Origin of the sequence: Prosthecobacter fusiformis, from assembly GCF_004364345.1 — a bacterium.
Lineage (GTDB): Bacteria > Verrucomicrobiota > Verrucomicrobiia > Verrucomicrobiales > Verrucomicrobiaceae > Prosthecobacter > Prosthecobacter fusiformis.
The window spans coordinates 235,663-258,652 of record NZ_SOCA01000001.1 but is presented as its reverse complement, the minus strand read 5'-3'; the positions used below and the strand labels follow the sequence as shown (position 1 = coordinate 258,652).

Genomic DNA, 22,990 nt, shown 5'->3' with positions numbered 1-22,990 from the left:
GGGGCAAAACACGACTGCTAGTGGGTGAGGAGGGGTGGATTCATCATCAATGATTTGAATGATGATCCACAAAACTCTGTGGATTGTTTATATTGGAACTGGCGATAGTTGTTTTGTCGCCATGAGCGACATCTACACACACAACCTGGGTTACCCACGAATCGGGCAGCAACGCGAACTGAAAAAAGCCACGGAATCCTACTGGCATGGCCGCCTTTCTGGCGAGGAGCTGGAGGCTGCAGGAAGGAAACTGCGAGAGCAGGGCTGGGCTACACAGAAGGCGGCGGGCATTGATCTCATTCCCTGCAATGACTTCACGTTTTATGACCAGATGCTGGATTTTTCCTGTCTGATCGGCAACGTCCCGCCACGCTTTGGCTGGAAGGGGGAGGGGATGGACCTGGACACGCTTTTCCTGATGGCGCGAGGTTCCCGAGGTGAGGCGCATGATTCCTGTGATGCGGGATGCACTCACCAGCCTGCGTTCGCTTGTGAGATGACGAAGTGGTTCGATACGAACTACCATTACCTGGTGCCGGAATTCCAGGCGGAGACGGTTTTCAAACTGGTGGGAGACAAGGTCTTTCGTGAGTTTCAGGAAGCGCAGGCGCTGGGTTATCGGCTCAAGCCGGTGCTGCCAGGTCCGGTGACATACCTTTCGTTAGGCAAGGTGCAGGGCACAGGCAGTGAGGATTTTGATCGTTTCAGCCTGCTGGGTGGGCTGGCGGATGTTTATGAGGAGATCTTGCAGCGGCTGGCCTCGCTGGGGGCGGAGTGGGTGCAGATTGATGAGCCTGTCTTCGGCCTGGATCTTTCGGCGGCGCAGAGGGATGCGGTGCTGGAGGTGTGGGCGCGCCTGGGCAAGGCGGCACCGGGTTTGAAGATCCTGGTCACGAGTTACTTTAGCGAGCTGCGGGAGAACCTGCCGCTGTTCCTTTCCCTGCCCGTGCAGGCGCTGCACTTTGATGCGGTGCGAGGTGGAGGTGAACTGGATGAAATCTTGGCCGGTTTTCCTCAGGACAAGATCCTGTCCCTGGGGGTGGTGGATGGACGCAACATCTGGAAGAATGATTTCACGGGATCACTGGCTCTGTTAGATAAAGCGAAAGCGGCGGTGGGGGCGGAGCGCCTGTGGGTGGCTCCATCATGCTCGCTTCAGCATTCACCTTTGACGCTGGCCAATGAGCCAGGGCTGGATGCGGAACTGAAGGAGTGGATGGCTTTTGCTGACCAGAAGCTGGATGAGGTGGTGACGCTGGGCCGCTTTGTGCAAGGCCGTGGTGATGATGAGGTGCTGAAGGTGAACCAGGATGCGATCCGCTCCCGCCGGGAAAGTGGACGTATTCACCGTGCGGAGGTGAAGGCGCGGCTGCTGGGAGTGAAGGCTGGTGATTATAACCGGCAGAGCCCATTTGCGCAGCGGCAAGCCGTGCAGAGTAGGAAGCTGCAACTGCCGGAATTTCCGACGACGACCATTGGCTCCTTTCCGCAGACGGCGGAGGTGCGGGCGATGCGTGCGCGCTGGAAAAAAGGTGAACTGAGTACGGAATCTTATGAGGTGTTTCTCCAGCAGGAGATCCGGCATTGTGTCGCCTTCCAGGATGAGGCAGGCATCGACATGCCTGTGCATGGGGAATTCGAGCGGAATGACATGGTGGAGTATTTTGGCGAGCAACTGGAGGGTTTTGCCTTCACGCAAAACGGCTGGGTGCAGAGCTATGGTTCTCGCTATGTGAAGCCGCCGGTGATCTTTGGCGATGTGAGCCGTCCGGTGCCGATGACGGTGCGGTGGTCCGAGTTTGCACAATCCCTGACGGAGCGTCCGATGAAGGGCATGCTGACAGGTCCGGTGACGATCCTGCAATGGAGCTTTGTGCGGGATGACCAGCCGCGCTCAGAAACGACGCGGCAGATCGCCCTGGCTATCCGGGATGAGGTGACGGATCTGGAAGCTGCGGGCATCGCTGCCATCCAGATTGATGAACCGGCGATCCGGGAGGGGCTGCCGCTGCGCCGGAGTGACTGGGCTGCCTACCTGGACTGGGCGGTGGGGGCCTTCCGCCTTTGTGCGAGCGGGGTGCGGGATGAGACGCAGATCCATACGCATATGTGCTATGCGGAGTTCAACGATATCATTGATGCCATCGCAGCACTGGATGCGGATGTGATCACGATCGAGACGTCCCGCTCCAACATGGAATTGCTGGAGGCGTTTGTGGACTTCAAGTATCCCAACGAGATCGGGCCGGGGGTGTATGACATCCATTCACCACGCATCCCGAGTGTGGATGAAATGGTGAACCTGATGCGCAAAGCGGAGGCGGTGATTCCGCGTGCGCAGCTTTGGATCAACCCGGACTGCGGTTTAAAAACCCGTGGCTGGGCGGAGGTGAAGCCTGCCCTCCTGCATCTGGTGGCTGCGGCCAGGAAACTGCGTGCGGAGAAACCTGTGAAAGCCTGAAGATCATGCATATCAAAGACATCCTACTGGCGGCGGGACGGCCGACGCTTTCCTTTGAGTTCTTCCCTCCACGCACGGCGGATGCAGTGGCGGTGCTGCAGGAGTCCCTGCATGCACTGGCACCCTGGCGACCTGACTTTGTCAGCGTGACGTATGGAGCGGGTGGCAGCACCCGTGAGCGAACCGGGGCGCTGGTGGGGGAACTGCGCCAGTCGGATGTCTTTGATCCCATCCCACACGTGACCTGCGTGGGACAGACGGAGGCGGAAATGCAAACGCTGCTGGAGAAGTATGCGGCTGCGGGGGTGAGCAATGTGCTGGCCCTGCGCGGTGATCTGCCTGCGGGAACTGATGCGGGAGGGGACTTCCAAACGGCGGCGGACCTGGTGCGTTTCATCCGTCGATTTAATGAACGGGGGCTGCACCCGGATGCGCGTGGCTTTGGCATCGGGGTGGCGTGTTTTCCTGAGGGGCATCCGGGGACGCCTAACCGGATGGTTGAAATGGATCATCTGAAGGCGAAGGTGGATGCGGGGGCGGACTGGATGTGCACGCAGGTGTTTTTCGACAATCACGACTTTCATGATTTTCGTGCCCGATGTGAGCTGGAGGGCATTCAGGTGCCGATCCTGGCTGGCATCCTGCCTTTAACCCAGGCTAGTAGTCTGCGGCGTATGGCTGAACTGGCAGCCGGGGCGCGGTATCCGGCAAAACTGCTGCGGGCGCTGGAAAGGACCCGAGGTGATGAAGAGGGGTTTCGCCAAGTGGGCATTCATCACGCGGTGATGCAGTGTGCGGACCTGCTGGATCATGAGGTGGCAGGGCTGCATTTTTATACGCTGAACCAGGCTGCGGCGACGGTGCAGGTGCTGCGGGGGCTGGGATACACGGGGAAGAACCGGTGAAGCTGCCGGAATGACAGGCTTTGATGAACTGTTGGTTCGGCCAGGGTGGCAATATTCTCAGGGCTGGACAGCCGGGGGCGGTTGGGTGAGGGTTTCGCTTTTACCCATGCGTGCCCTGATCCAACGTTCTCTGCAAGCCACTGTAACCATCTCTGGGGAGGCTGTGGGGAGCATTTCCCATGGGCTGGTGGTGCTGCTGGGGGTGGAGCATGAGGATACGGCGGAGGATGCCGAGTGGCTGGCGGGAAAGATCCACCAGATGCGCATCTTTGGGGATGCGGATGGGAAAATGAACCTGGGGGTGAAGGAGGTGGGCGGTGCGGTGCTGGTGATCAGCCAGTTTACCCTTCATGCGAGCACGAAAAAAGGCAACCGGCCCAGCTTTATCCGCGCGGCCAGGCCGGAGGTGGCCATCCCCCTGTATGAGCACTTCATGTCCACTCTTTCCAAGGAGGTGCCGGTGCAATGCGGGGTCTTTGGAGCAGATATGCAGGTGGCCTTAATCAATGACGGACCGGTGACGGTTTGGATGGACTCCAAGTCCAAGGAATAACCTATAATGAATAATAAAATCACTTTCGGGTTGCACGGGAGGGGGTTGCGCTCAATTTCTACCTCCCCCCAAAGACTTTATCCCCCATATGCGCCGCCGCTCCAATCCACTTTCCGAACGCAACATCAAACGTATTGACACCCGCACCGATGCCTCCAAGCAGACGCACGGCTTCCAGGTGTGCATCTCCAGAAACGGCGCGCTTCATACCAAACATTTCTCCGACAGCCTGTACGGCGGCACCAAAGGCGCACTGAAAGTGGCCCGTGAATATCGTGACCAGCTCCTGGGCGAGATGCCGGAGATCGAGGCCAGCCGCATCGCCCACACGACGAATGCGAAGAACAAGAGCGGCCATGTGGGCATCTCCTACCGCAAATACAAGACAGCCAAGGGCAAGGTGACGCGGCTGATCGCTGTGTCTGTGCGCGCTGAAAAGGGGAAGACGGTGTCCCGTGTGTATCGCTACACGAAGGAAAATCATGACGAGGTGCTGGCGGAGGCGATCTCCTTCCGTGAAGAGCTGCTGCAGCAGCGCCTCACCCGCGAGGGCGGCATCACGGGCATCGTGAAGGCGAAGGCTCCAAAAGCGAAGAAGACGGCTCCTGTGAAGGCTGCCCCGGCTAAGAAGGCCGCGAAAAAGGCGGCTCCGGCTAAGAAGGCCCCGGCCAAGAAAGCAGCTCCTGTGAAGGCTGCCCCAGCGAAAAAAGCGCCTGCCAAGAAGGTGGCTCCGGCGAAGAAAGCTCCTGCTAAGAAGGCCCCGGCTCCGGTGGCTAAAAAGGCGGTGAAGAAGGCTGTTGCGCCTGTCGCTAAAAAGGCTGTCAAGGTCGCGAAAAAAGCGGCTAAGAAGGCGAAGCGTTAATCGAGCTGAACATTGTGAAGAGCGGGATGGTGACTGAGGTCGCTGTCCCGCTTTTTTTGTGGAGAGGTCGCTGAAGGGGTGGGCGCGCTTTTATAGAGAGGCGGTGCGGACGGTGAGCTGGAAGGCAGTGCCGCGACCGGTTGGGGGCTGGTAAATTAGATCGCCCCCCAGCTCTCGGGCGAGACGGCGGCTAAGGGCGAGACCGAGGCCGACCCCGGGGGCGCTGTGGGCGGCTTCAGTGGCGGATTTGCTGAAGGGCTGAAAGAGACGTTTCTTTTGGGCAACGGGCAGGCCGGGGCCATGGTCGCGCAGAGTGAAGGTGAGATTTGCGCCGGTGGATTTGACCGTGAGGGTGAGCTGCCGGTGATCACAGTCCGGGGCGGCATATTTGCAGGCATTATCCGTGAGATTGAAGAGGATCTGCTCAATGGCCATGGCATCCGCGTGGAGGAAGGAAGCGAGTGCCTGTTCATCGGCGATGAGCTTCAACTCTAGGTCCACCTGATCGGTGCGCTGACGCAGGCGGGGGATGATGCGGTCCAGCAGGCTTTTGACGCCGACGGTTTCCATGCGCCCAGCGGTGCGGCCACGCTCGATGCGGGAGTAGGCGAGGACGTTTTCCACGAGGTGCATGAGACGGGTGGACTCATCACACAGGGTCTGGAGGTAGGTGCGGCGCTGGGCGGCATCGGGCACCATGTCATCGGCCAGCATTTCAGAATAGAGGCGGAAGGTGGTCAGGGGGGTGCGCAGCTCATGGGTGACGGCGGAGACGAAGGCACCGCGCCGCTCACTGAGCAGGACAGCGCGATGCAGAACAAAAGCGATGGCCAGGGCGGCTGAGATGAGGCAGGCCCAGGCGACAAGGAGGGCGGGTTTCAAAGCGGAGCCGTTTGGCAGGGCGATGACAGGCACGGTGCCGGTGAGGAGCTTGACCGGCAGGGTGACCAGAGCGGTGGCATCCGTGCGTGCTGCCTGGGGGCTGGTGGCGATGAGTGTGGCCTCTGGCAAGAGATCGCGAATGGTCTCCAGGAGGCGGGACTGAAGCTGGGGCCAATCCAACCACACACCCTGCAGACGAGGCAACCCCTCCACGGTGGCATTGCGCACCAGCAGCAGTTCCTTTTCCACCCAGAGGGGCTGCAGGTCACCGGCCAGGGCTGGGAGTGCCTGGCGGATGCTGGGGGTCGCCACCGCGCTGGCACCTGAGGGAGAGGATGAGAAGACGGTGCCCCCGCTCTGATACCGGCGGGTGACCGTATCCAGTTTTTGGTCATCAGCTTCCTCATTGGGTGTGCTGTCTGCTGCCACCATGGGCTCAGCCTTTTCCGCTTTCGCCGGAGGTGATGGGGCCATCTTTCTGAGGAGGGGCTTTTGAAATTCCTTTTTTTCCTGGGCGATGCTGTTGCTGATGACCAAGGCCCGCTGGTTCTGCTCATTGGTATTGGCCGCTGCTTGTACATCCAGGGGAGCTTTGAAGGAGACTTCGGGTGCGGCCTTGGCTTTTTCCATGGGGGCAGCTGGCTTGATTTCGAGCAGCTGGATGGCACCCATGGCGGGGGCGGTTTGCACTTCGGGATGCTTTTTCAGGAGTGCAGCCAGAGTGGTGAGCTTTTGCGCGGAGACGGTGGTTTCGGGGCTTTGATTATACCAGCTTGTGGCCAGTTCTTTCTGGCTGCCGACGGGGGCTTGCGGGCTGGTGACGATGCCCTGGGCAGGCATCATTTCAAAGTGAAGCTGGACGAGGTCCGGCAGGCTGCCGAACAAGGGGGATGGCATGAGGGCCTGGCCTTTGGGGATGCTCTGGCTGCGGCTGGCGAAGAGATCATCCGGGGCATAAAACGCCTGGTAATGATAAGCGGGGCGTGAGTTTTCCCGGATCAAGATGGTGCTGGCCAGGGAGTCCATGCGCCAGAGGGCCAGACGCACCTTTTCCTGCACCTGGGCATCCTCCGCTGTGCGCTGGCGCTGGTCCTCCATGTCCAGCATGCGCAGGCTGATCCAGCCCATGGCCCCGGTGAAGACCAGGAGGCAAAGGGTGAACAGGAACCAGCGGATGAAGGGACGCATGGAGGGCGAACGGTATGTGGGCTAACAAAAAGAGTGGTTATGGATCGCTGCTGAGCATGTAACCTTTGCCACGGACGGTGAGGAGAAATTTGGGCTCGCTGCCGTTGTCGCGGAGCTTGGCCCGGAGATTGGCGATGTGCATGTCAATGGTGCGGGTTTCCATCTGCCTGGGCTCGATGCGCCAGACACGGCGCAGCAGCTCCTCCCGCGAGATGGCACGCCCGCGATGGGCGGCGAGGTATTCGATGAGGCCGCACTCGCGGTCTGACAGTTCATCGCGGCCGCCATCGGTGAAGCGGATTTCCATGCGCTCCAGATCGGCCGTACCTGCGGGGAAGGGGATCTGCTGGACTTGTTTTGGGCGCTCGGGTGATCTCCGTAAAACGGCCTCCACACGGGCGAGAAGTTCGCGCACGCTGAAGGGTTTCACGACGTAATCGTCTGCGCCTAACTTTAAGCCTTTCACGCGGTCCGCCTCCTCGCCGCGTGCGGAAAGGATGATGACGGGGGTGCCCGGCCGGTGCTCCCGGAGTGCACGCAGGATCTCGAATCCATTGTGGTTCGGAAGCACGAGGTCCAGCAGCATGAGGTCAAAGGAGGCCTTTTGCGCCTGCTCCATGCCGGCAATCCCCTCCGCCGCCTCCAGCACCTCATACCCGGAAAAGCGCAGGGCATCGGTCACACCGCGCCGGATAGCGCTATCGTCTTCGATGACAAGGATGGTGGGCATGAGGTGCGGAGAGTTTACACGGAAAGGCGGCGGAGGCTCAACTGAATGCAGAGGTCACTTTTGATTTTCTTTGAGTCAGGCGTAATGAACTGTGACGGGATCACTTGAAGGTGATTTTCTTTTTTTCAGCCTGCTCGCGCACGGCTTTGACGATGGCTTTGTCCAGGGTGTCATCGCTGCCGCTGGCTTTGTTTTTTTCGGTCACATATTTCTGGCGGTCTTCATTGAGCTTCTTGATCTGGGACTGGATCTTTTCACGCTCGGCGGCTTTTTCATCCAGGTATGCCTGGCGTTTTTCAGGTTGCAGGGCTTTGAGTTCGGCAGGCAGTTCGTCTTCCTTCACTTCTTCCAGCTTGATGCCAGCCTTTTTGTTAGCGTCCACCAGGTCCCAGCCGGTGTTGCTGTAGTTTGAGCTGGCTTTCGTGAGGGCGCGCTGGACTTCCGCACCAGCTTGTTTGTAGCGGGAGGCGTTGCTGTCCTGCGCCTGCTGGTTGGCGACTCCGCGGCTGCCGTCTTTGCCATAAATGATGTACGTTTTGTTTAGCTCGATGCTCAGCCGGGTGATCTCCTTGTCCTGCGGGGCCTCAATGTGGACGATGGCTTTGTCCTGGTCGATGGTCAGGAAGCGGCCTTCAGCCAAGGCTGCGCCGGTGCGCCAGCCGCCATTTTCGCCTTCGCTCTGGTTGCCACAGTGAATGGTGTTTACCACCACGCCTTTTTGGATGGAGGCTTTGCAGGCATCCTGCGAGCTGACTGGTCCCTGGGTGAAGGGCTCATTGCCGGCGATGAAGATGGCTTTGTAGGTTTTGCCATCGCTGTCCCAGGACAGCTTGTCCAAGGCATCGCGGATGACGGCGCCGCAGTATTCATCTCCGCCGTTGGTGGTCAGCTTGAAGAGTTGCTCGGAGACTTTATCCAGATCCCGCGTGAAGGGCAGGATCTGGCGGATGTAGTTGGTGCCGATGCTGAGGTTATTGTTGCCGTATTCATAAAGGGCTACCTGGACGACGGGTGTTTTATCGCCCTGCTTGGCGTCGTTGAATTCATTGACGATCTTCCAAAGCTGGCTTTTGGCCTGCTCGATGAGGCCATCCATGCTACTGCTGGTATCCATGAGGATGGCGATTTGGACGAGGGTTTCTTTGTCGGTGATGGCATTGTCTTTGGCCGATTCCGCCGCTGCGCTGAGCAGGGCCGTGCTGGCGAGGAGACTGAGGAGGGTATGCCGGAGGGTAGATGTGTGTGTTTTCATGGCACCCCCAGTCTGCATGCCGCCCGGCATGGCGTCTGTAAAGCGGGTGTAAAATGATGGTGGCGCGAGCGTGCCCCAGTTTGTGCCCCCTCCTGAGCTTTCTGTAAGGGCGAAACTGTGTATTGCAGGTCATGTTCATTCCACCTACAAACGGGGTATGAGACTGGCTGAATTCATTTTAAAGCGGATGGAAGATATCCTAGCGGAGTGGGAGGTGTTCGCCACGACCTTGCTTCCGGCAGCGGGGATCATGACGTCGTTGGCTCTGCGTGATCATGCGCAGGATATTCTGGATGCCATCGCCAAGGACCTGGGCACCTCCCAGACCCGGAATGAGCAGTCGGAAAAGTCAAAGGGGCGCGCGGTTCAGGTAGCAGGCGCGCCAGAGACGGCGGCGCAAACGCACGCTGTCCTGCGGGCACGCAGCCGGTTTGATATCAACCAACTCGTCGCCGAGTATCGCGCGTTGCGGGCGAGCGTGCTGCGGCTGTGGATGGATGCCCATCCGCTCGCGGAGGATGGCGTCGAAGACATGATTCGGTTCAATGAGGCGATCGATCAGGCGATTGCTGAATCCGTGAGCCACTTTCACCTCACCATTGAGCGGTATCGCAACCTGCTGCTGGGAATGCTCGGGCACGACATGCGGAATCCGCTCAACGCCATTCAGCTCACGGCTTCATATTTGGCGACGCTGAACGCAGGTGAGGAAGTCTCGGATGCCGCTACTCAGGTCATGCGCAGCGGAGCCTCCATGCAGGCGCTCCTGGACGATTTGGTGGACTTCAACCGCACCAACCTTGGACTCGAGCTGCGAGTTGTCACCTCTGATACCGACCTCGCAAAGGTGGTGGCTGACGAGCTGGAACAGTTTCGCGCGGCCCATCCCGGCAAACGGATCGAGCTGACCACCAGCCCCGATAACCATGGGCGGTGGGATGGTCCGCGATTGCAGCAGCTCCTCCGCAACCTGGTCGCCAATGCGATCAAATATGGATCATCCGACACCCCGGTCCGCGTGACGCTTCGCTGTGAAGAGGCGGACGTTTGCCTCGAAGTCACCAATAATGGGCCGACCATAGATCCATCGGACCTCATCAGGATCTTTAACCCGCTGGAAAGAGCTGCGTCGCAACGCGCGGGCGGTGATCCGCGAGACGGGCTGGGGCTAGGACTCTTCATCGTGCGCGAAATCGCCCAAGCCCACGGCGGGCGCGTCGAGGTACGATCCGAGCAGGAAGAGACGACTTTCACCCTGCACATGCCACGCTACACGACACCATCGTAAGTGCCGCTTCCTTCATTGTTCGTCGGATGGGTGGCGATGGTGTCAGGTGCATGCTTTGACCCATTGTGAAACAGATTCTGACACGCGGGTGTAGCATCTGTTGTTTAGGCTTGTCTTTGCGGTGGAACTAATCCGTAGAGGTCGGAGGGAGTCACTAAACAAGGTTGTCAAGTACTGCAGCCTGATCCCATTTATTTAATGATCGGCTTGGCCAAACCATCAGAACAAATCTGGCTTCAGCCTGAAATAACGTTCATCCAAATTTAAGCAAAAATAAATGAAATATTTATTGCCCGCTGGTGGAAGTCAGTATAGGTGACAATTTTTATGCAGCACGCAAATAAACGGTCCTACGCCCTTGACCGATTAAGGAAATATTCCAGGCATGCCTGGGCTTTACACAGTGTCTTGATTGCCTCTCTATTATTGACGCCTGTCAATGGGGTGCCGGTTTTATCATATGAAGTGGAAAACGGGGGAAATATTGAAACACGTCAATATGAGGATTGGAATGGTAACCAAGCATATGATGTTGGTGAGCATTCGTGGGTTTATAGCACACTGGATTACGATAGTGATGGACTTGTTAATGAACGCGAGATTTTATGGGGTACAGACCCCCTGAAGCGCGATACTGACGAAGATGGTTTAACTGATGGCCAAGAGGTGGATTTGCTGAAAGGTCCTTCCAATGGATTTAATCCCTTGTTATGGGATACAGACAGCGATGGCTATAGCGATTTTGATGAATGTTATTATTGTTACAGTGTCAATTATTTGGCTGGAGGTGGATATAGTTACTACGACTATGACGACGATGGTATGCCTAATCCTGTAGATTCGGATCCCTTTAATCCACAAGTGTCAACTCATTCTAATAACCCAGAGTTATTTTGGCGTGACGAAAACGGAAATGGTATTAATGATAATTCCGAAGGACATAATTATGACTATGACGGGGATGGTTGGGGGAATGATTGGGATACGCATCCAGAAGATTACTATCTATACAAGGACTGGGACTGGGATGGCACGAATGATGAATATCTTAGTGATATGGATGGAGATGGTGTTCCCGATTACAACGATCCCCGTCCCCAGGATGCTACACCATGGCGTGATTGGAATTATGATGGGTTTAATGATACAGAGAATCCAGATTGCGACGGCGACGGGTACCGCAATGATGTAGAATCTGATCCATCTAATAATTTATTATGGGATGATTGGAACAGAGATGGGCGAAGCGACTCTTTGCATGACTCAGACGGGGACGGGCGAGTTGACTCAGTAGATACCCACGACAACGATCCGACGCTTTGGAGTGACCGGAATAATGATGGTTATAATGACGAGCAACAGGATTCTGATGGAGACGGTTTCGTTGATTCTGTAGACACACATGACTACAATCCTGCTTTATGGTCGGACCGTAACAATGACGGCTATAACGATGATCAGGATTTCGACGGTGATGGTGTCATAAACTCAAATGACTCCCACATTACGAATCCTGCTTTATGGTCCGACCGCAACAATGACGGCTATAACGATGATCAGGATTTCGACGGCGATGGTGTCATAAACTCAAATGACTCCCACATTACGAATCCTGCTTTATGGTCTGATGGTGATAATGACGGTCTGAATACTCAGCATGAATGGCAGCTGGGCACTAATCCAAGCAAATCAGACAGCGATACTGATGGCCTCTTGGACGGGGAAGAGGTGGCTCATGGAACCAATCCTAATAAGAAGGATTCAGACGACGATGGTCTCACTGATCATGAGGAACTCATCGTTTATAGTGAACTCGTGGTGAATGGCAAGCGCCTAGATCCAAATGACGCCAATTCAGTCAATGATACTTACGTGGATTTTTGGATGGTGTCTTCGCAGGATACCGATAATGATGGAATTCCAGATTTAATCGAACAATCTTATCTGGGAAAAATGAATCCTAATAATCCCCTGGACGGCCAGGGTGATTTAGATGCGGATGGATTTACTAATTTGGAAGAGTATCAGAATGGGTTCCGATTTGACGGCAATCTTCAAATCCATGATATGGATCGTGATGGTATAACTGACACTGAGGAGGAATACTGGAGCAGTATTCAGCCGGGCATCATGTTTAAGTTCTGGTTTGATGACTCGGTTCAAGACCCAGATAACGACGGAGTTCTCAATTTCGAAGAAGTCCGATATAAGCTTGATCCTACAAACGCAACCACTCATGTTGGCATTACAGATCTGGAGTGGATCAATATAAATTGTGGCAAAAACTGGCAAATGCCGTTGCTGCCGGGGGATGCCGATGGTGATGGATTACCAGATCTTTGGGAGCATCGCTATTTTCTGGATATTCGCGATCCTGCCACCCCTGCCGAAAACCCTGATGGAGACAGCCTCTCCAATCTACAAGAATATCAAAGTTCACGGCATCCTCTAATCCGCGACTTTGGAGGAGCGGTGTCACCCCCCACTGAAACGCCTGATCCTCTGGGATCCTCCACCAACCAAGTCTATGACCAGGCTTACCTCTCATCGCCTGGTAACTGGTCGGTATCTAGATCGTTCAATGTGGTAGAGGCAGGGATTGCGGGGGGGGACGACTCTCTTACTCCCCGAATCCAGACTTACAAAATAGAAACAGTTGATGATTTTCCAGATACTGAAGGTTCTACAGGGTGGATCACGCACTCAGATTTGAGTCATGACATCTATGTTAAAGCCGATGGGCCCCAATCTAATGCATGTGAACCAACCTCCGATATTGGTAGTCATAGTTCCGGGGATACTTGTGCATGTCAGCACGGTACAGAAAATAGATTCAGGGCCTATGTCATTGAACCTTCATTGGAATCTTATACTTTTATCGGATTGACTCTCAGTGAGTGGAATATCAAGTGGCTGAACGGTGATATTACTTATGAAGACATAGAATCAATTAGGAGTCATCATCCGAATGTGCCACCGTGGGATTTTCATCCAGGCCATGGAGGGTTCAGAGAATGGGAAACCAATGGACCTTGCTCAGTCGGTGATAATGAGCAGAAAAACAGTTGGGCTTATATGAGACTGGTTCTTCCGCAAAATTTGCCTGATAATGCAGAACGAATTTCTGTTGATGTGGAGGTGGAAAAAAAGTCCGAAGATGGAGCTTACACTCGTTATAATTACACAATGGAGATTAGACCGGGTGAACGCTATTCATTATTTCACGCAGGTGGCGAAGCTCCTATTAATGGTCACATCAAGATAACGTATAAATCTTCAGGAGGCCCTCCCGCTGCGCCTGTTCCGCAATCCATTGCTGATGCAGCCGGGACCCGGTATCGAAAGTTTGGCCTCAATGGTGCACCTATTCCGGATTCCAAACCCCAGGTGCAAGAAGAAAACGGGGAGAATCCCGAAGAGACGCATATCGATCCTTTCCTGTGCCAGTTACGGCACTCTACCAGTGATGTTTATGTTGAAGCGCCGGGGTTACTAATTCCTCTCGCTGTACGGCGCAGTCTAACCTCCGATGTTTGGAATAATCGCTCAGGTCTTCGCCCGGAAGAACGTCCGTATGAACCCTTTGGGCCGGGATGGACTAGCAACATCTGTTCTTATGTGTGCTTTGAAGATGGAAACAAGGCAGAAGTTCATGATGAAGACGGATCCGTCAGCACTTATTATCGTTTGAACACATCCGGCGGCATGGGAGGACAATGGTATCACGATAGGCAAGAACACAGGGACGTCAAAACCCGGCTTAACAGCTTTAACGCTACGCTAACTTCACCTGTAAATTACAGCGGAAACGCTGCCAATCTGGCGAACTTTGGTAATATCCAGCTTAATAAAAAGTTTGGAACAAAATGCTATTATGAAATGGTTTACTCCACTTACTTGCATCAAGTTTTGAGGCAGGACCGCAAAGACATTAACCAACCTGTCAAATCATTCACATATGCACGTTTATCCAGGGTAGAGGACCGTGCGGGTAATCAGCTCATATATCAATACGACCTTCCTGGCAGCTTAATACCGAGCAAGATTTATGATCCAAAGCGTGACGGGCACCAAATCTGGATTCAGCAGCATAATGGTAGGGTGGTGAAAGTCCGCGATCCCAACGGAAATGACATTGACTATTCCTATCAGCCACTCAACGGCTCAAGCTCCAGTATCACTGTAAACGGGGACAGCCCAATCCCCTACACAGGCTATCAGCGTTCACCAGCAACTGTTCTGACCAAGGTATCCAAAGGAAATGGCACATCCGAAGTAGGCTATGCCTATCGAATGCAACTGGACAAGGAGCAGGGCACTTCTGGTACCACATATCATACCCACTTAGAACTCACTGCCCTTGAGAATGAAAATCACCAGGTTTATACATTTGGTCATCAACTAAACCGGAGTATGCACTCCTGGGATGGGACTAGCACCCGCCTGTCCTATGGGTTGCCCATGCGTTTAAGCACGGTGGCTCTACCTCAAGGACTGGGCCAACTGACATTGGAAACCAACCGTTCGATTGTACCTAATGGCGGCAACTTCGCTGCTGCTGCGGCTGACTTCTATACGATCATAGGTCGGCAAGGGAATCCTTCGCAGAGCTATAGATATATCTTCAGAGATGCGGAATTTCTTGAGCCAACTGGTGATCCTCAAGCCACAACTAGTCCTCATGCAGTTACATACGCATTCAAGAAAATGGATATTGTCGCTCCTTCCGCGAATATCGGTGATGCAGATGAGTCCAAGAGGAAGGAGACCTATGAATTTTCTCCTATTAACTCTATGGCATTGAGTGCTGTGACAGATCGCAATGGCCGCCGAACCGAATTTGTCTATGGAACAGGTGGATACGATGATCCAATCAAAGAGATCAATCCAACGAGCACCGTCAGCCAGGGCAAATTGGAAAAGACTTTTGATTATTCCGCCCAGCGCCTTTTACAAACAATGGTTGATGCAGATGGTGTCACCACTAACTATACCTTTAACAACCTTGGCCTAAGAATTTCGGAAACCGTTGCTGGTCCTGTGGGTGTGACAGGTGGGTATTACAAAACAACGGAATATGACACATCCTATTATTGGCCTCCTGGGATGGTGAAGCAGGAAAAATTGGATGCTCTCGCAGTGATGCGTGGTGCGCCCTTAAACCTGTCCACGACCATTTTCCCCCCTATCCTCACCACATACTCCACGAATCGATATACTTCTGTTTCGTCGAGTCAGAGCTTGAATGGGCAGGCGGCAGTCACAAAAACTGTTACTGACTTCTCTGGTAATAAACGCTCGGTTACGGATGCACGCGGTATGACCACCACTTTTGACTATGATAGTCAAAATCGGCTGACTCAAGTCAACTATCCAGATGGCACCTTCAAGATCCTGATTTACGATCCTTGTGGGAATTTGATACGTGAGAGAAACGAGGAGGGAGTCTTTTCCTTTTATACATACGACGCACTCAACCGCCGAACCTCTTCGACTATCGACCTTAACCGTAACGGGCTGCCTAACAGCCGTTATACGACAGTGACCTATGACGGAAACGGACAGGTGGTCTATAACGGGGATATTGTGACCGAAGTCCTCGAATATAACAGCTTGAATCAGGCGGTTCTAGAGGTAGATGCGCGTGGTATTCATACACGCCGCACTTATGACGTCTTGGGTCGCTTACTGACCGTGAGCGTTAATCATGGCAGTGGCAACGCACAGACAACGAGCTACACTTATCAAGGTTCTATTGCTACGAATGGAGTGGCGGAGGCTGGGGGTTCGGTCTTTGATGTTTCTGGCTACAAGCCGGTTTCGATGACTGACGCGATGGGCAATGTCACCACTTATACCTATGACGACCTTTACCGCTGCATCAAAACTACCCGCCCTGACGGCAACGTCCTGCACACGACCTATGACCGGAAGGGGCGTGTTACTTCCCAGTCTTCTGCGGCTTTGCCAACTTGGTCCCCTGGGACAACTGGATACGACACAGCCCCCACCAATGCAGAAGCACTGAAGTTTTATTCTAAACGCTTAAAACAGAAGAGTGCTACAGACACGGTCTTTATCACTCAGTTTTTCTATGATGCACTGGGTCAGGTAACGAAAACGGTTCTGCCGGATTTGAATGGGGCCTGGCCCAATCTTAAAACAGAGGAAACCCTCTACACACCTCACGGTGAAGTTTGGAAGCAGACTGACAAGGCGGGAGTTGTGAAGCGGTTCGAGTATAATACAGCCGGGTTGTTATACAGATCCCATCTCGATAATCCAAGCGCCACCACAGCGACAACTTCTATCATTTACGACCTAGCAGGAAATGCAGTTCAACACAGCGATGCTCTGAGCCGAACCACGTTGACTCATTATGACAAACGAAACCGAGTTGTAAAAGTAGTTAGCCCCAAAGTCCTTCATTATGGAAGTGGAACTGCAGAGTCGGAAGTTAGTGAGACAACTTATGACGCCATGGGGCGTGTTGCTGTGGTCACCAATCCCCTGGGCTACAGTTCGCGCAATTTATATGACGCTGCCGGCAGGGTTATTTACAAAGAAGACGCAAAAGGAAACCTAACTCGATTCAGTTATGATGCTGGCGGAAATGTACTCACTGTGCGAGATGCGCGGGGAAATATCACCACCAATAGTTACGATCATTTCAACCAATTGATCCTGACCACGGACGCTGAAAATCAGCAGACCAAATTTGCCTACGACTGGAGCGGTAGAAAAATTCTACAGATCGACGGAAGAGCCCCTGTGGGGTGGAATGCGGACATGGCTTACGCATGGGTGAATAATTATACAGCTTTATCTCCTGGGGTGTATAACATGCCAGCGACTTCTCCTTATAGTGCAGCGTTCTTTTATGATTCGCTGGGACGTTCTGTGGCTCAAAACTTTGCCAATACGGACATTGTTTCAAGCACCTATGTCCTGGATCGCAAAACCAAAGATACCAATGCGCGTGGAAAGGCTACCACTTACACCTACGACATGGCGGGGCGGATTACCAAAAAATCCGCACCCCATTTGGCCACTGGCACGAGCACCATCACCTCGACCCTGACTTATAATCTAAACAAAGGCTATCTGACTAAAGTTGTAGATCTTACTCCCCCAGCATCTTCTTCTTATCAAGCGGAGACCGTGGAGTACCAATACGACGCCATTGGCAGAATAATTGGTGAAGAAAGCTATGGACGGCAACATACCTATGAATACGACCTGGTGGGTAACCGCTTACGCAGCCTGTTGGCCTCGTATGGTGCCACTCCACGTATCGTTACCACAACTTATGACGCATTAAATAGACCCAAAACCATTATCGATGATGTTCAGACTTCCTCCAATGCAGATGACCGACACACCACCTATGAATATGACCGCGCGGGTCGGGCCGTGAAGATGGTATCTGCCAACAACCAGGTCACCCTTAATGAGTATGACGAGAATGGCCGATTGATCCATCGCTGGTTATACCAACACGTTACCAATCTTACCTCCAGCGGTCAGTTGGCCGAATTCAACTGGAGCTATGATGAGGTCGGGAACGTAGTCAGTCAGGCAGAAACGTGGAACGCGTCTGGGACCACTCCGGCCTACACACGCACCACTGTCATGACTTATGATAATGTTTCGCGGCTCAAAACGGAAACGGCCACCGATAGCAGGTACGCCACAGCCACCACTCACTATCAATACGATGGTGCTAGCAACCGCATTAGCAAAGAAGTTGTGGTGGGCTCGGCTGGGGCAATTCCTCCCGGTGTGGAGTCTGGTTACTGGGCCTATACCTATAATGCCTCCAATCAACTTACGCAGACCCGCAAGTGGGCCGACATCAACAGCACATCCGGCACACCTCAGGAAGGTAGCACCTATACGTATGATGCCGATGGCAATCGCACGAGTCGTGTGATGGATGGCACTGCCACGCTTCTCAGCCGTACCACGAAATATATTTGGGATAGCTGGAACCGCCTGGATAACGTTGATATTCCCCAGGGGCTGAACCTGACTGGGCGAAAGGTGTACCAGTATGAATACGATTACCGCATGCGCAGAAGGAGCGTCCTGCAAAGCGGTGGCGGATTGCCCACCCTGCGCACTGCCATCGTTTTCAGTGGTGGCCTCAGCGTGGCTGAATTTGTGCGCGCTGCCAATTCGGACCTGACCAATACCTCAATTCCGGCCGTGGAGTACATGCGTGGCCCGGATATGGGCGGCGGGGTGGGTGGCCTGCTCGGCACTTCGAGAAATCCTCCCAACGGCAACCTCTATAAACTGCCCACGGTGAATGAGCCCAAGAAAGTGCGCTATAACCTGAGCAACGGCCGTGGAGACATCGTGGCGCAGAGTGATGGTGGAGGCATTCTGACCTGGTCAGCCAGCTATGAAGCCTATGGCAAACGCCCCGCTGAAGCAGGTACAAATGCCGACAAGCAGCGCGCCAATAGTAAAGATGAAGATCCTACCGGCCTGCTGAATGAGGGCTTCCGGTATCGTGACATTGAAACAGGGGTATGGCTAAGTCGCGACCCAGCAGGGTTCGTGGACGGCCCCAACCTCTATGCCTACGTGAAGCAGAACCCTTGGACGGGCTGGGATCCAGATGGACTAGCAACAGTCAGCGAGCTACAGGACAAGATTGCTGATGTTCGAAAGGCACAAGCAAATGCCCGCCCATCTAAAGTCGAAGGGAAAAAACTTGGCGGAGGATACGAACAACAAATTCGCAAGCTTGAAGCACGAATTGCCAAAATTGAAGCAACTGCGAAAAATGTTAACCAGTATTTTGATGCTATTGATGCGGTCAGGGATATACGAGGGGATGAGGGAAGAATACCGTTTCGCATAAATGCCGCTGCACTTGATGATACGGATGCAGCTCACAAAGTGTTTTTTGACACCAGTAATGCCTGGTCTGGGTTTAAAATAAATGGCGCACTAACACTCGGACCAAGTGCTTTGATGGCGGCGGCAAAAACTCCCGGAGTGCTTATGTCTCGGGCAGGAATTCCTGCGACGAGCGGAAGAGGAATTAGCAAGCACGGTGGGATTTTTTCATCAACAACGAATGAAGCTGGGGGTGAAATTTGGACATCTGTAGGCCGAATCTCTCAAAATGATGTGGCCCCGCTTGTTAATGGTGGGCTTTACAAAGGAGGTGGTCAAGTGGATATCCTCTCCGGCGCTCATGGACTACCCAGTGGTGGTTTCACAGTTGATGGAAGTATGTTCATGGATGATATTGCACGATTCGGCAACATTCCGGGTGTCTCTGTGCATAACTTCCCGCAACTCGCACCACAGCAGATTAATAATCTGCTTAAATCTCCCAATACCACGATAGGGGGGTTTTGTGACAGTGAAGCTGTTCTCTCTCCGTTTCTAAAATAAAACTCGCTTATGGCTACCCCGGACACACACAAACGTCTTTTTCATGCAATAGTCTGGCGTCATGAACCGGACCAAGTGGGCGAACGAGTTACGACATACGCCGAAGACGTGATGGCGGCAAAGAGGCTTTTAGAAGAGAAATATGGCAAGGGATGTGTATTCGATTTACACAACGCATCAGATGCGGAAAAACCTCGATGAAAGGGAAAACAGTGACAATCTATAGCAGGCAAGTCACCCCTGCCACTCTCCAGGGCATCTGATCCGGCGAAGTGGCCTTGGGAATATGGCCATAGTGGGTCTTCAAGCCATCCACCGCCCAGCGAGGGGCGCGCGCTTCGCGCGCATCCCCTCTGCCGGGCGGTGGAGCTAGGCTGTGGAAGGTCACATGCGGCCCGAGCAGGCCGTCTGTGCCGGATGTTAAGCCCTTATCGCATTAGCTGGGCCGCCCTCCTGGAAGCGGCAAACTTCCAGGCGGCTTGAGCGATCATGAGCTGGGGGAACTGATGTCAGAGCACAAATAAGACAGAGTGGAGGGGGCTAGATGTACTATGGCGCGGAGCTTACGCATTCAATATCCGGGAGCTTATGTCAGTGGATGGTAAGGGCCCGGAGCGAAGTCCTTTTTCATGATGAGGATGAATGGCACTTCTTTCTCCAGGCGTTCAGTGAGGCGTGAGAAATGACTGGCGGACGGATGTCTGCTTGTTCATTCATTGGACCCTGACGCTGTTTTCCCGTTTTAGCTGAACCCATTTTGTATGAGACCCCTTCGATATTCCATTAACGTCACTTTGGACGGCTGCTGTGATCACCTTGCAATGGATGGTGACGAAGAATTGCATCGTCATGCGATTGAAAATCTTGATCGGGCTGATGCTCTCCTTTTTGGCCGGGTGATTTACGAAATGATGGAGGCCGCGTTTCGACCAACGGCAGGAACGGAAGAGAGGCCTGAATGGATGGAACCCTTCGCCCGGAAGATCAACGCGGCGAAGAAATATGTCGTCTCGACTACCCTGGACCATGTTGACTGGAATGCGGAGCTGGTGCGGGGAGATTTGGAGGATGCTGTCCGGCGGCTCAAGCAGGAGCCTGGCAAGGGGCTGTTCGTAGGAGGGGTGAAGCTGCCCATGGCGTTGGCGGAACTGGGATTGATCGATGAGTATGAGTTTGTGGTGCATCCTAAGCTCGTGGGCCATGGACCGATATTGTTCGCGGGGCTTTCCAAGCCTATCGACTTGAGGCTCGTGAGTCGGCTGGAGTTAAGCTCAGGGGCGGTCGCGATGCGGTATGAGCCGAGAAGGTAGCCAACGAGACTGAGTATATACGCTCGAAGGTCAGCGATGAATGCTGAACGATCATCTTACCATGGGGAAGCCTCGGCTTAACTTGACTGCTCCTGTGGCGTGCCATTCGAAGCTGGCCCGTCCTTCGCTCTGCGAGCTTCGGAGGTCATTCTTCACCTCCTGAAGTCGGCGAAGAATGGCGGACAGAGAGGGATTCGAACCCTCGGAACATTTAACTGTTCACACGCTTTCCAGGCGAGCCCGATCGACCACTCTGGCATCTGTCCATTTTCCTTTTGCCCTGGTGGGCAGCAGGCCGTTATCATGTGGCGGTCTGGGGTGGGCTGCAAGTTGATTTTGTGGTGTTTTGCAGATGGGGTGAGGGGGCGGCAGCAAAACGCCCTGACCTTGCGGGCAGAGCGTGGAGAGATCCGGGCTATTGGAGGGTATGTCCCTCGGACCAGGAATCAGGGGAGCTTGCGGACCCAGATGTTGCGCAGGCGGATGGGTGGGTTGTTTTTATGGTCCTGAAGGCGGAGTGGGGCGGCGGCGGGGAAGGGGCCGCTGTAGTCGGTGATGTTTTTGTGCTTGGTGGGGCCCATGATTTTGGTGTGGACCTGCACGCAGACGCCGTTGACGAAGGTGGTGACGTAGGCGGGTTCGATGACTTTATCGCCTTCCAGTTTGGGGGCGGTGAAGATGATGTCGTAGGTCTGCCATTCGCCGGGTTTTTTGACGGCGTTGACCAGGGGTGGGGTCTGGCCATAGATGCAACCGGTCATGCCGTCGGCATAGGTGGGGTTGTTGTAGGTGTCCAGCATCTGGCATTCGTAACGGTCCATGAAGAAGACGCCGCCGTTGCCTTTTTTCTGGGAGTTGCCGGCAGTCTCGGGGGTGCTTTTCCATTCGATGTGGAACTGGCAGGAGGCGAATTCTTCCTTGGTCCAGGAATCGCCGCCGTCCACGACGAGCTCGCCGTTATCGATGGCCCAGGCACAGGGGCCGAACTCGGAGGTTGTCTTGCCCTTGTCGTCCTTTTTCTTGGAGACGAAGGCGTCGGCGTTGGTGCCATCGAAAAGGATGATGGCATCCGCTGGGGGCTGGCCCAGCTTTTCGCCCGGGGCGACGTATTCAGGACGGGGACGGTCGATATCGTGGACCTTCCACTGGGTGCCGGGGATGACGGGGGTATCTGAATAGCCGATGGGGGAGGGGGCATCTGGAGCGGCGGGGGCGGGTTTTTCCGCGGCGCTGAGGATGCCGGTCAGGGCCAGGAGAAGAATGGGGGTGAGGGATGACTTCATGGTGAAATGTGGGAAGACGAAACGAGCACTGGCGGAGCATGTTGCAAGGGCGGCGTGAGAAAGAAGCAAAAAAGGGCTTGCGGATTGTCTGGGAGAGGGCATGTTGATCTCCCAACAAACCGCGGGGTGGAGCAGCCCGGTAGCTCGTCAGGCTCATAACCTGAAGGTCACAGGTTCAAATCCTGTCCCCGCTACCAAATGAAGGCCGTGCAGCAATGCACGGCCTTCACCGTTTTTACGAGGTGGGTCTGAGGTGAGTGTTCGGCATCGTTTCGGCTCCTCCGGCTCATTATCCCGCGAGCGGGATCACAGGTTCAAATCCTGTCCCCGCTACCCAATGAAGGCCGTGCAGGAATGGATGGGGTTTACCGTTTTGACGGGCTTTAATGAGGGGGAGTATGGACTTGGTTATCGGTAGATGTGCACGGGCGCTCAGGTGCATATCCTGTGAGGGGGCACGAGTTCATTTTGGCTCGGTTACTCAATGAAATAGCGTGCAGAAATAGGCGGCTTCACCATTTTACGAGATGTATCAGGTTTACGTGATCCAAAACGCGGAGGGCCGTTTCTATATTGGTCTGTCGGAGGATGTTTCCAAAAGACTCGTGGACCACAATGAGGGGGTCTCTAAATGGACAAAAGCTCGGGGGCCTTGGCAGCTTGTGTGGTCGGGTGATTCCATGACGCTCACTGAGGCGCGTAAGCTGGAAAATCTGCTGAAGGCGCAAAAGGGCGGCTCAGGATTTTATCGGATGACGGGACTTATTCGTCCTCAAGGGCAATCCGGCTCATAATCCCGCAGGCGGGATCACAGGTTCAAATCCTGTCCCCGCTACCAAATGAAGGCCGTGCAGCAATGCAC

General features: G+C 54.3%; 12 protein-coding genes and 2 tRNA genes. 9 read left to right on the top strand and 5 right to left on the bottom strand.

The annotated features are described in order from the left end of the window. The first annotated feature begins 121 nt into the window (after positions 1–121). From metE to EI77_RS23515, 4 genes are all read left to right on the top strand, one after another. Positions 122–2,461, top strand: a complete 2,340-nt coding sequence (gene metE / locus EI77_RS00825) for a 5-methyltetrahydropteroyltriglutamate--homocysteine S-methyltransferase (RefSeq protein WP_133793834.1) — start codon at positions 122–124, stop codon at positions 2,459–2,461. Positions 2,462–2,466: 5 nt separating this feature from the next. Further along, complete coding sequence (gene metF / locus EI77_RS00820) at positions 2,467–3,366, top strand: methylenetetrahydrofolate reductase [NAD(P)H] (RefSeq protein WP_133792861.1); 900 nt, start codon at positions 2,467–2,469, stop codon at positions 3,364–3,366. Positions 3,367–3,472: 106 nt separating this feature from the next. Beyond that, entirely contained in the window at positions 3,473–3,919 is a 447-nt protein-coding gene (gene dtd / locus EI77_RS00815; RefSeq protein ID WP_133792860.1) for a D-aminoacyl-tRNA deacylase, read from the top strand. Positions 3,920–4,007: 88 nt separating this feature from the next. Further along, positions 4,008–4,781 carry a hypothetical protein gene (locus EI77_RS23515; protein WP_208300230.1) on the top strand — a complete coding sequence of 258 codons (774 nt, stop codon included), beginning with the start codon at positions 4,008–4,010 and terminating at the stop codon, positions 4,779–4,781. A 90-nt stretch (positions 4,782–4,871) separates the two neighbouring features. Here the strand turns inward: EI77_RS23515 and EI77_RS00805 are convergent, their stop codons facing one another. The 3 genes from EI77_RS00805 to EI77_RS00795 all read right to left on the bottom strand — a co-directional run bounded on the left by EI77_RS00805 (position 4,872) and on the right by EI77_RS00795 (position 8,833). Beyond that, positions 4,872–6,851, bottom strand: a complete 1,980-nt coding sequence (locus EI77_RS00805; RefSeq protein ID WP_133792859.1) for a sensor histidine kinase — start codon at positions 6,849–6,851, stop codon at positions 4,872–4,874. 37 nt (positions 6,852–6,888) lie between these two features. Then, entirely contained in the window at positions 6,889–7,581 is a 693-nt protein-coding gene (locus EI77_RS00800) for a response regulator transcription factor (RefSeq protein WP_133792858.1), read from the bottom strand. Between the two features lie 100 nt (positions 7,582–7,681). Next, positions 7,682–8,833, bottom strand: a complete 1,152-nt coding sequence (locus EI77_RS00795) for a vWA domain-containing protein (RefSeq protein WP_166646942.1) — start codon at positions 8,831–8,833, stop codon at positions 7,682–7,684. A gap of 157 nt (positions 8,834–8,990) precedes the next feature. Here EI77_RS00795 and EI77_RS00790 point away from each other — a divergent pair, with 157 nt between their 5' ends. The 3 genes from EI77_RS00790 (at position 8,991) to EI77_RS00780 (ending at position 20,845) form a co-directional block, all read left to right on the top strand. Next, positions 8,991–10,121, top strand: a complete 1,131-nt coding sequence (locus EI77_RS00790) for a sensor histidine kinase (RefSeq protein WP_133792856.1) — start codon at positions 8,991–8,993, stop codon at positions 10,119–10,121. Positions 10,122–10,529: 408 nt separating this feature from the next. After that, positions 10,530–19,535 carry an RHS repeat-associated core domain-containing protein gene (locus EI77_RS00785; RefSeq protein ID WP_166646941.1) on the top strand — a complete coding sequence of 3,002 codons (9,006 nt, stop codon included), beginning with the start codon at positions 10,530–10,532 and terminating at the stop codon, positions 19,533–19,535. A gap of 761 nt (positions 19,536–20,296) precedes the next feature. Continuing rightward, entirely contained in the window at positions 20,297–20,845 is a 549-nt protein-coding gene (locus EI77_RS00780) for a dihydrofolate reductase family protein (protein WP_133792854.1), read from the top strand. 176 nt (positions 20,846–21,021) lie between these two features. Here EI77_RS00780 and EI77_RS00775 read toward each other — a convergent pair. Both EI77_RS00775 and EI77_RS00770 read right to left on the bottom strand, forming a co-directional pair. Then, positions 21,022–21,111: transfer RNA gene (locus EI77_RS00775), tRNA-Ser, on the bottom strand. A gap of 180 nt (positions 21,112–21,291) precedes the next feature. Further along, positions 21,292–22,128 carry a 3-keto-disaccharide hydrolase gene (locus EI77_RS00770; protein ID WP_166646940.1) on the bottom strand — a complete coding sequence of 279 codons (837 nt, stop codon included), beginning with the start codon at positions 22,126–22,128 and terminating at the stop codon, positions 21,292–21,294. A gap of 120 nt (positions 22,129–22,248) precedes the next feature. Here EI77_RS00770 and EI77_RS00765 point away from each other — a divergent pair. Together EI77_RS00765 and EI77_RS00760 are read left to right on the top strand one after the other, a co-directional pair. Beyond that, a tRNA-Met gene (locus EI77_RS00765) sits at positions 22,249–22,325 on the top strand. A 330-nt stretch (positions 22,326–22,655) separates the two neighbouring features. Continuing rightward, the gene (locus EI77_RS00760) at positions 22,656–22,922 is read left to right on the top strand and encodes a GIY-YIG nuclease family protein (RefSeq protein ID WP_133792852.1); all 267 of its coding nucleotides are present in this window, start codon (positions 22,656–22,658) and stop codon (positions 22,920–22,922) included. Positions 22,923–22,990 lie beyond the last annotated feature (68 nt).

Bases quoted from the DNA above. Each gene is read 5' to 3' on its own strand.
- metE (WP_133793834.1), top strand. From the start codon at position 122: ATGAGCGACATCTACACACACAACCTGGGTTACCCACGAATCGGGCAG.
- metF (WP_133792861.1), top strand. From the start codon at position 2,467: ATGCATATCAAAGACATCCTACTGGCGGCGGGACGGCCGACGCTTTCC.
- dtd (WP_133792860.1), top strand. From the start codon at position 3,473: ATGCGTGCCCTGATCCAACGTTCTCTGCAAGCCACTGTAACCATCTCT.
- EI77_RS23515 (WP_208300230.1), top strand. From the start codon at position 4,008: ATGCGCCGCCGCTCCAATCCACTTTCCGAACGCAACATCAAACGTATT.
- EI77_RS00805 (WP_133792859.1), bottom strand. From the start codon at position 6,851: ATGCGTCCCTTCATCCGCTGGTTCCTGTTCACCCTTTGCCTCCTGGTC.
- EI77_RS00800 (WP_133792858.1), bottom strand. From the start codon at position 7,581: ATGCCCACCATCCTTGTCATCGAAGACGATAGCGCTATCCGGCGCGGT.
- EI77_RS00795 (WP_166646942.1), bottom strand. From the start codon at position 8,833: ATGAAAACACACACATCTACCCTCCGGCATACCCTCCTCAGTCTCCTC.
- EI77_RS00790 (WP_133792856.1), top strand. From the start codon at position 8,991: ATGAGACTGGCTGAATTCATTTTAAAGCGGATGGAAGATATCCTAGCG.
- EI77_RS00780 (WP_133792854.1), top strand. From the start codon at position 20,297: ATGAGACCCCTTCGATATTCCATTAACGTCACTTTGGACGGCTGCTGT.
- EI77_RS00770 (WP_166646940.1), bottom strand. From the start codon at position 22,128: ATGAAGTCATCCCTCACCCCCATTCTTCTCCTGGCCCTGACCGGCATC.
- EI77_RS00760 (WP_133792852.1), top strand. From the start codon at position 22,656: ATGTATCAGGTTTACGTGATCCAAAACGCGGAGGGCCGTTTCTATATT.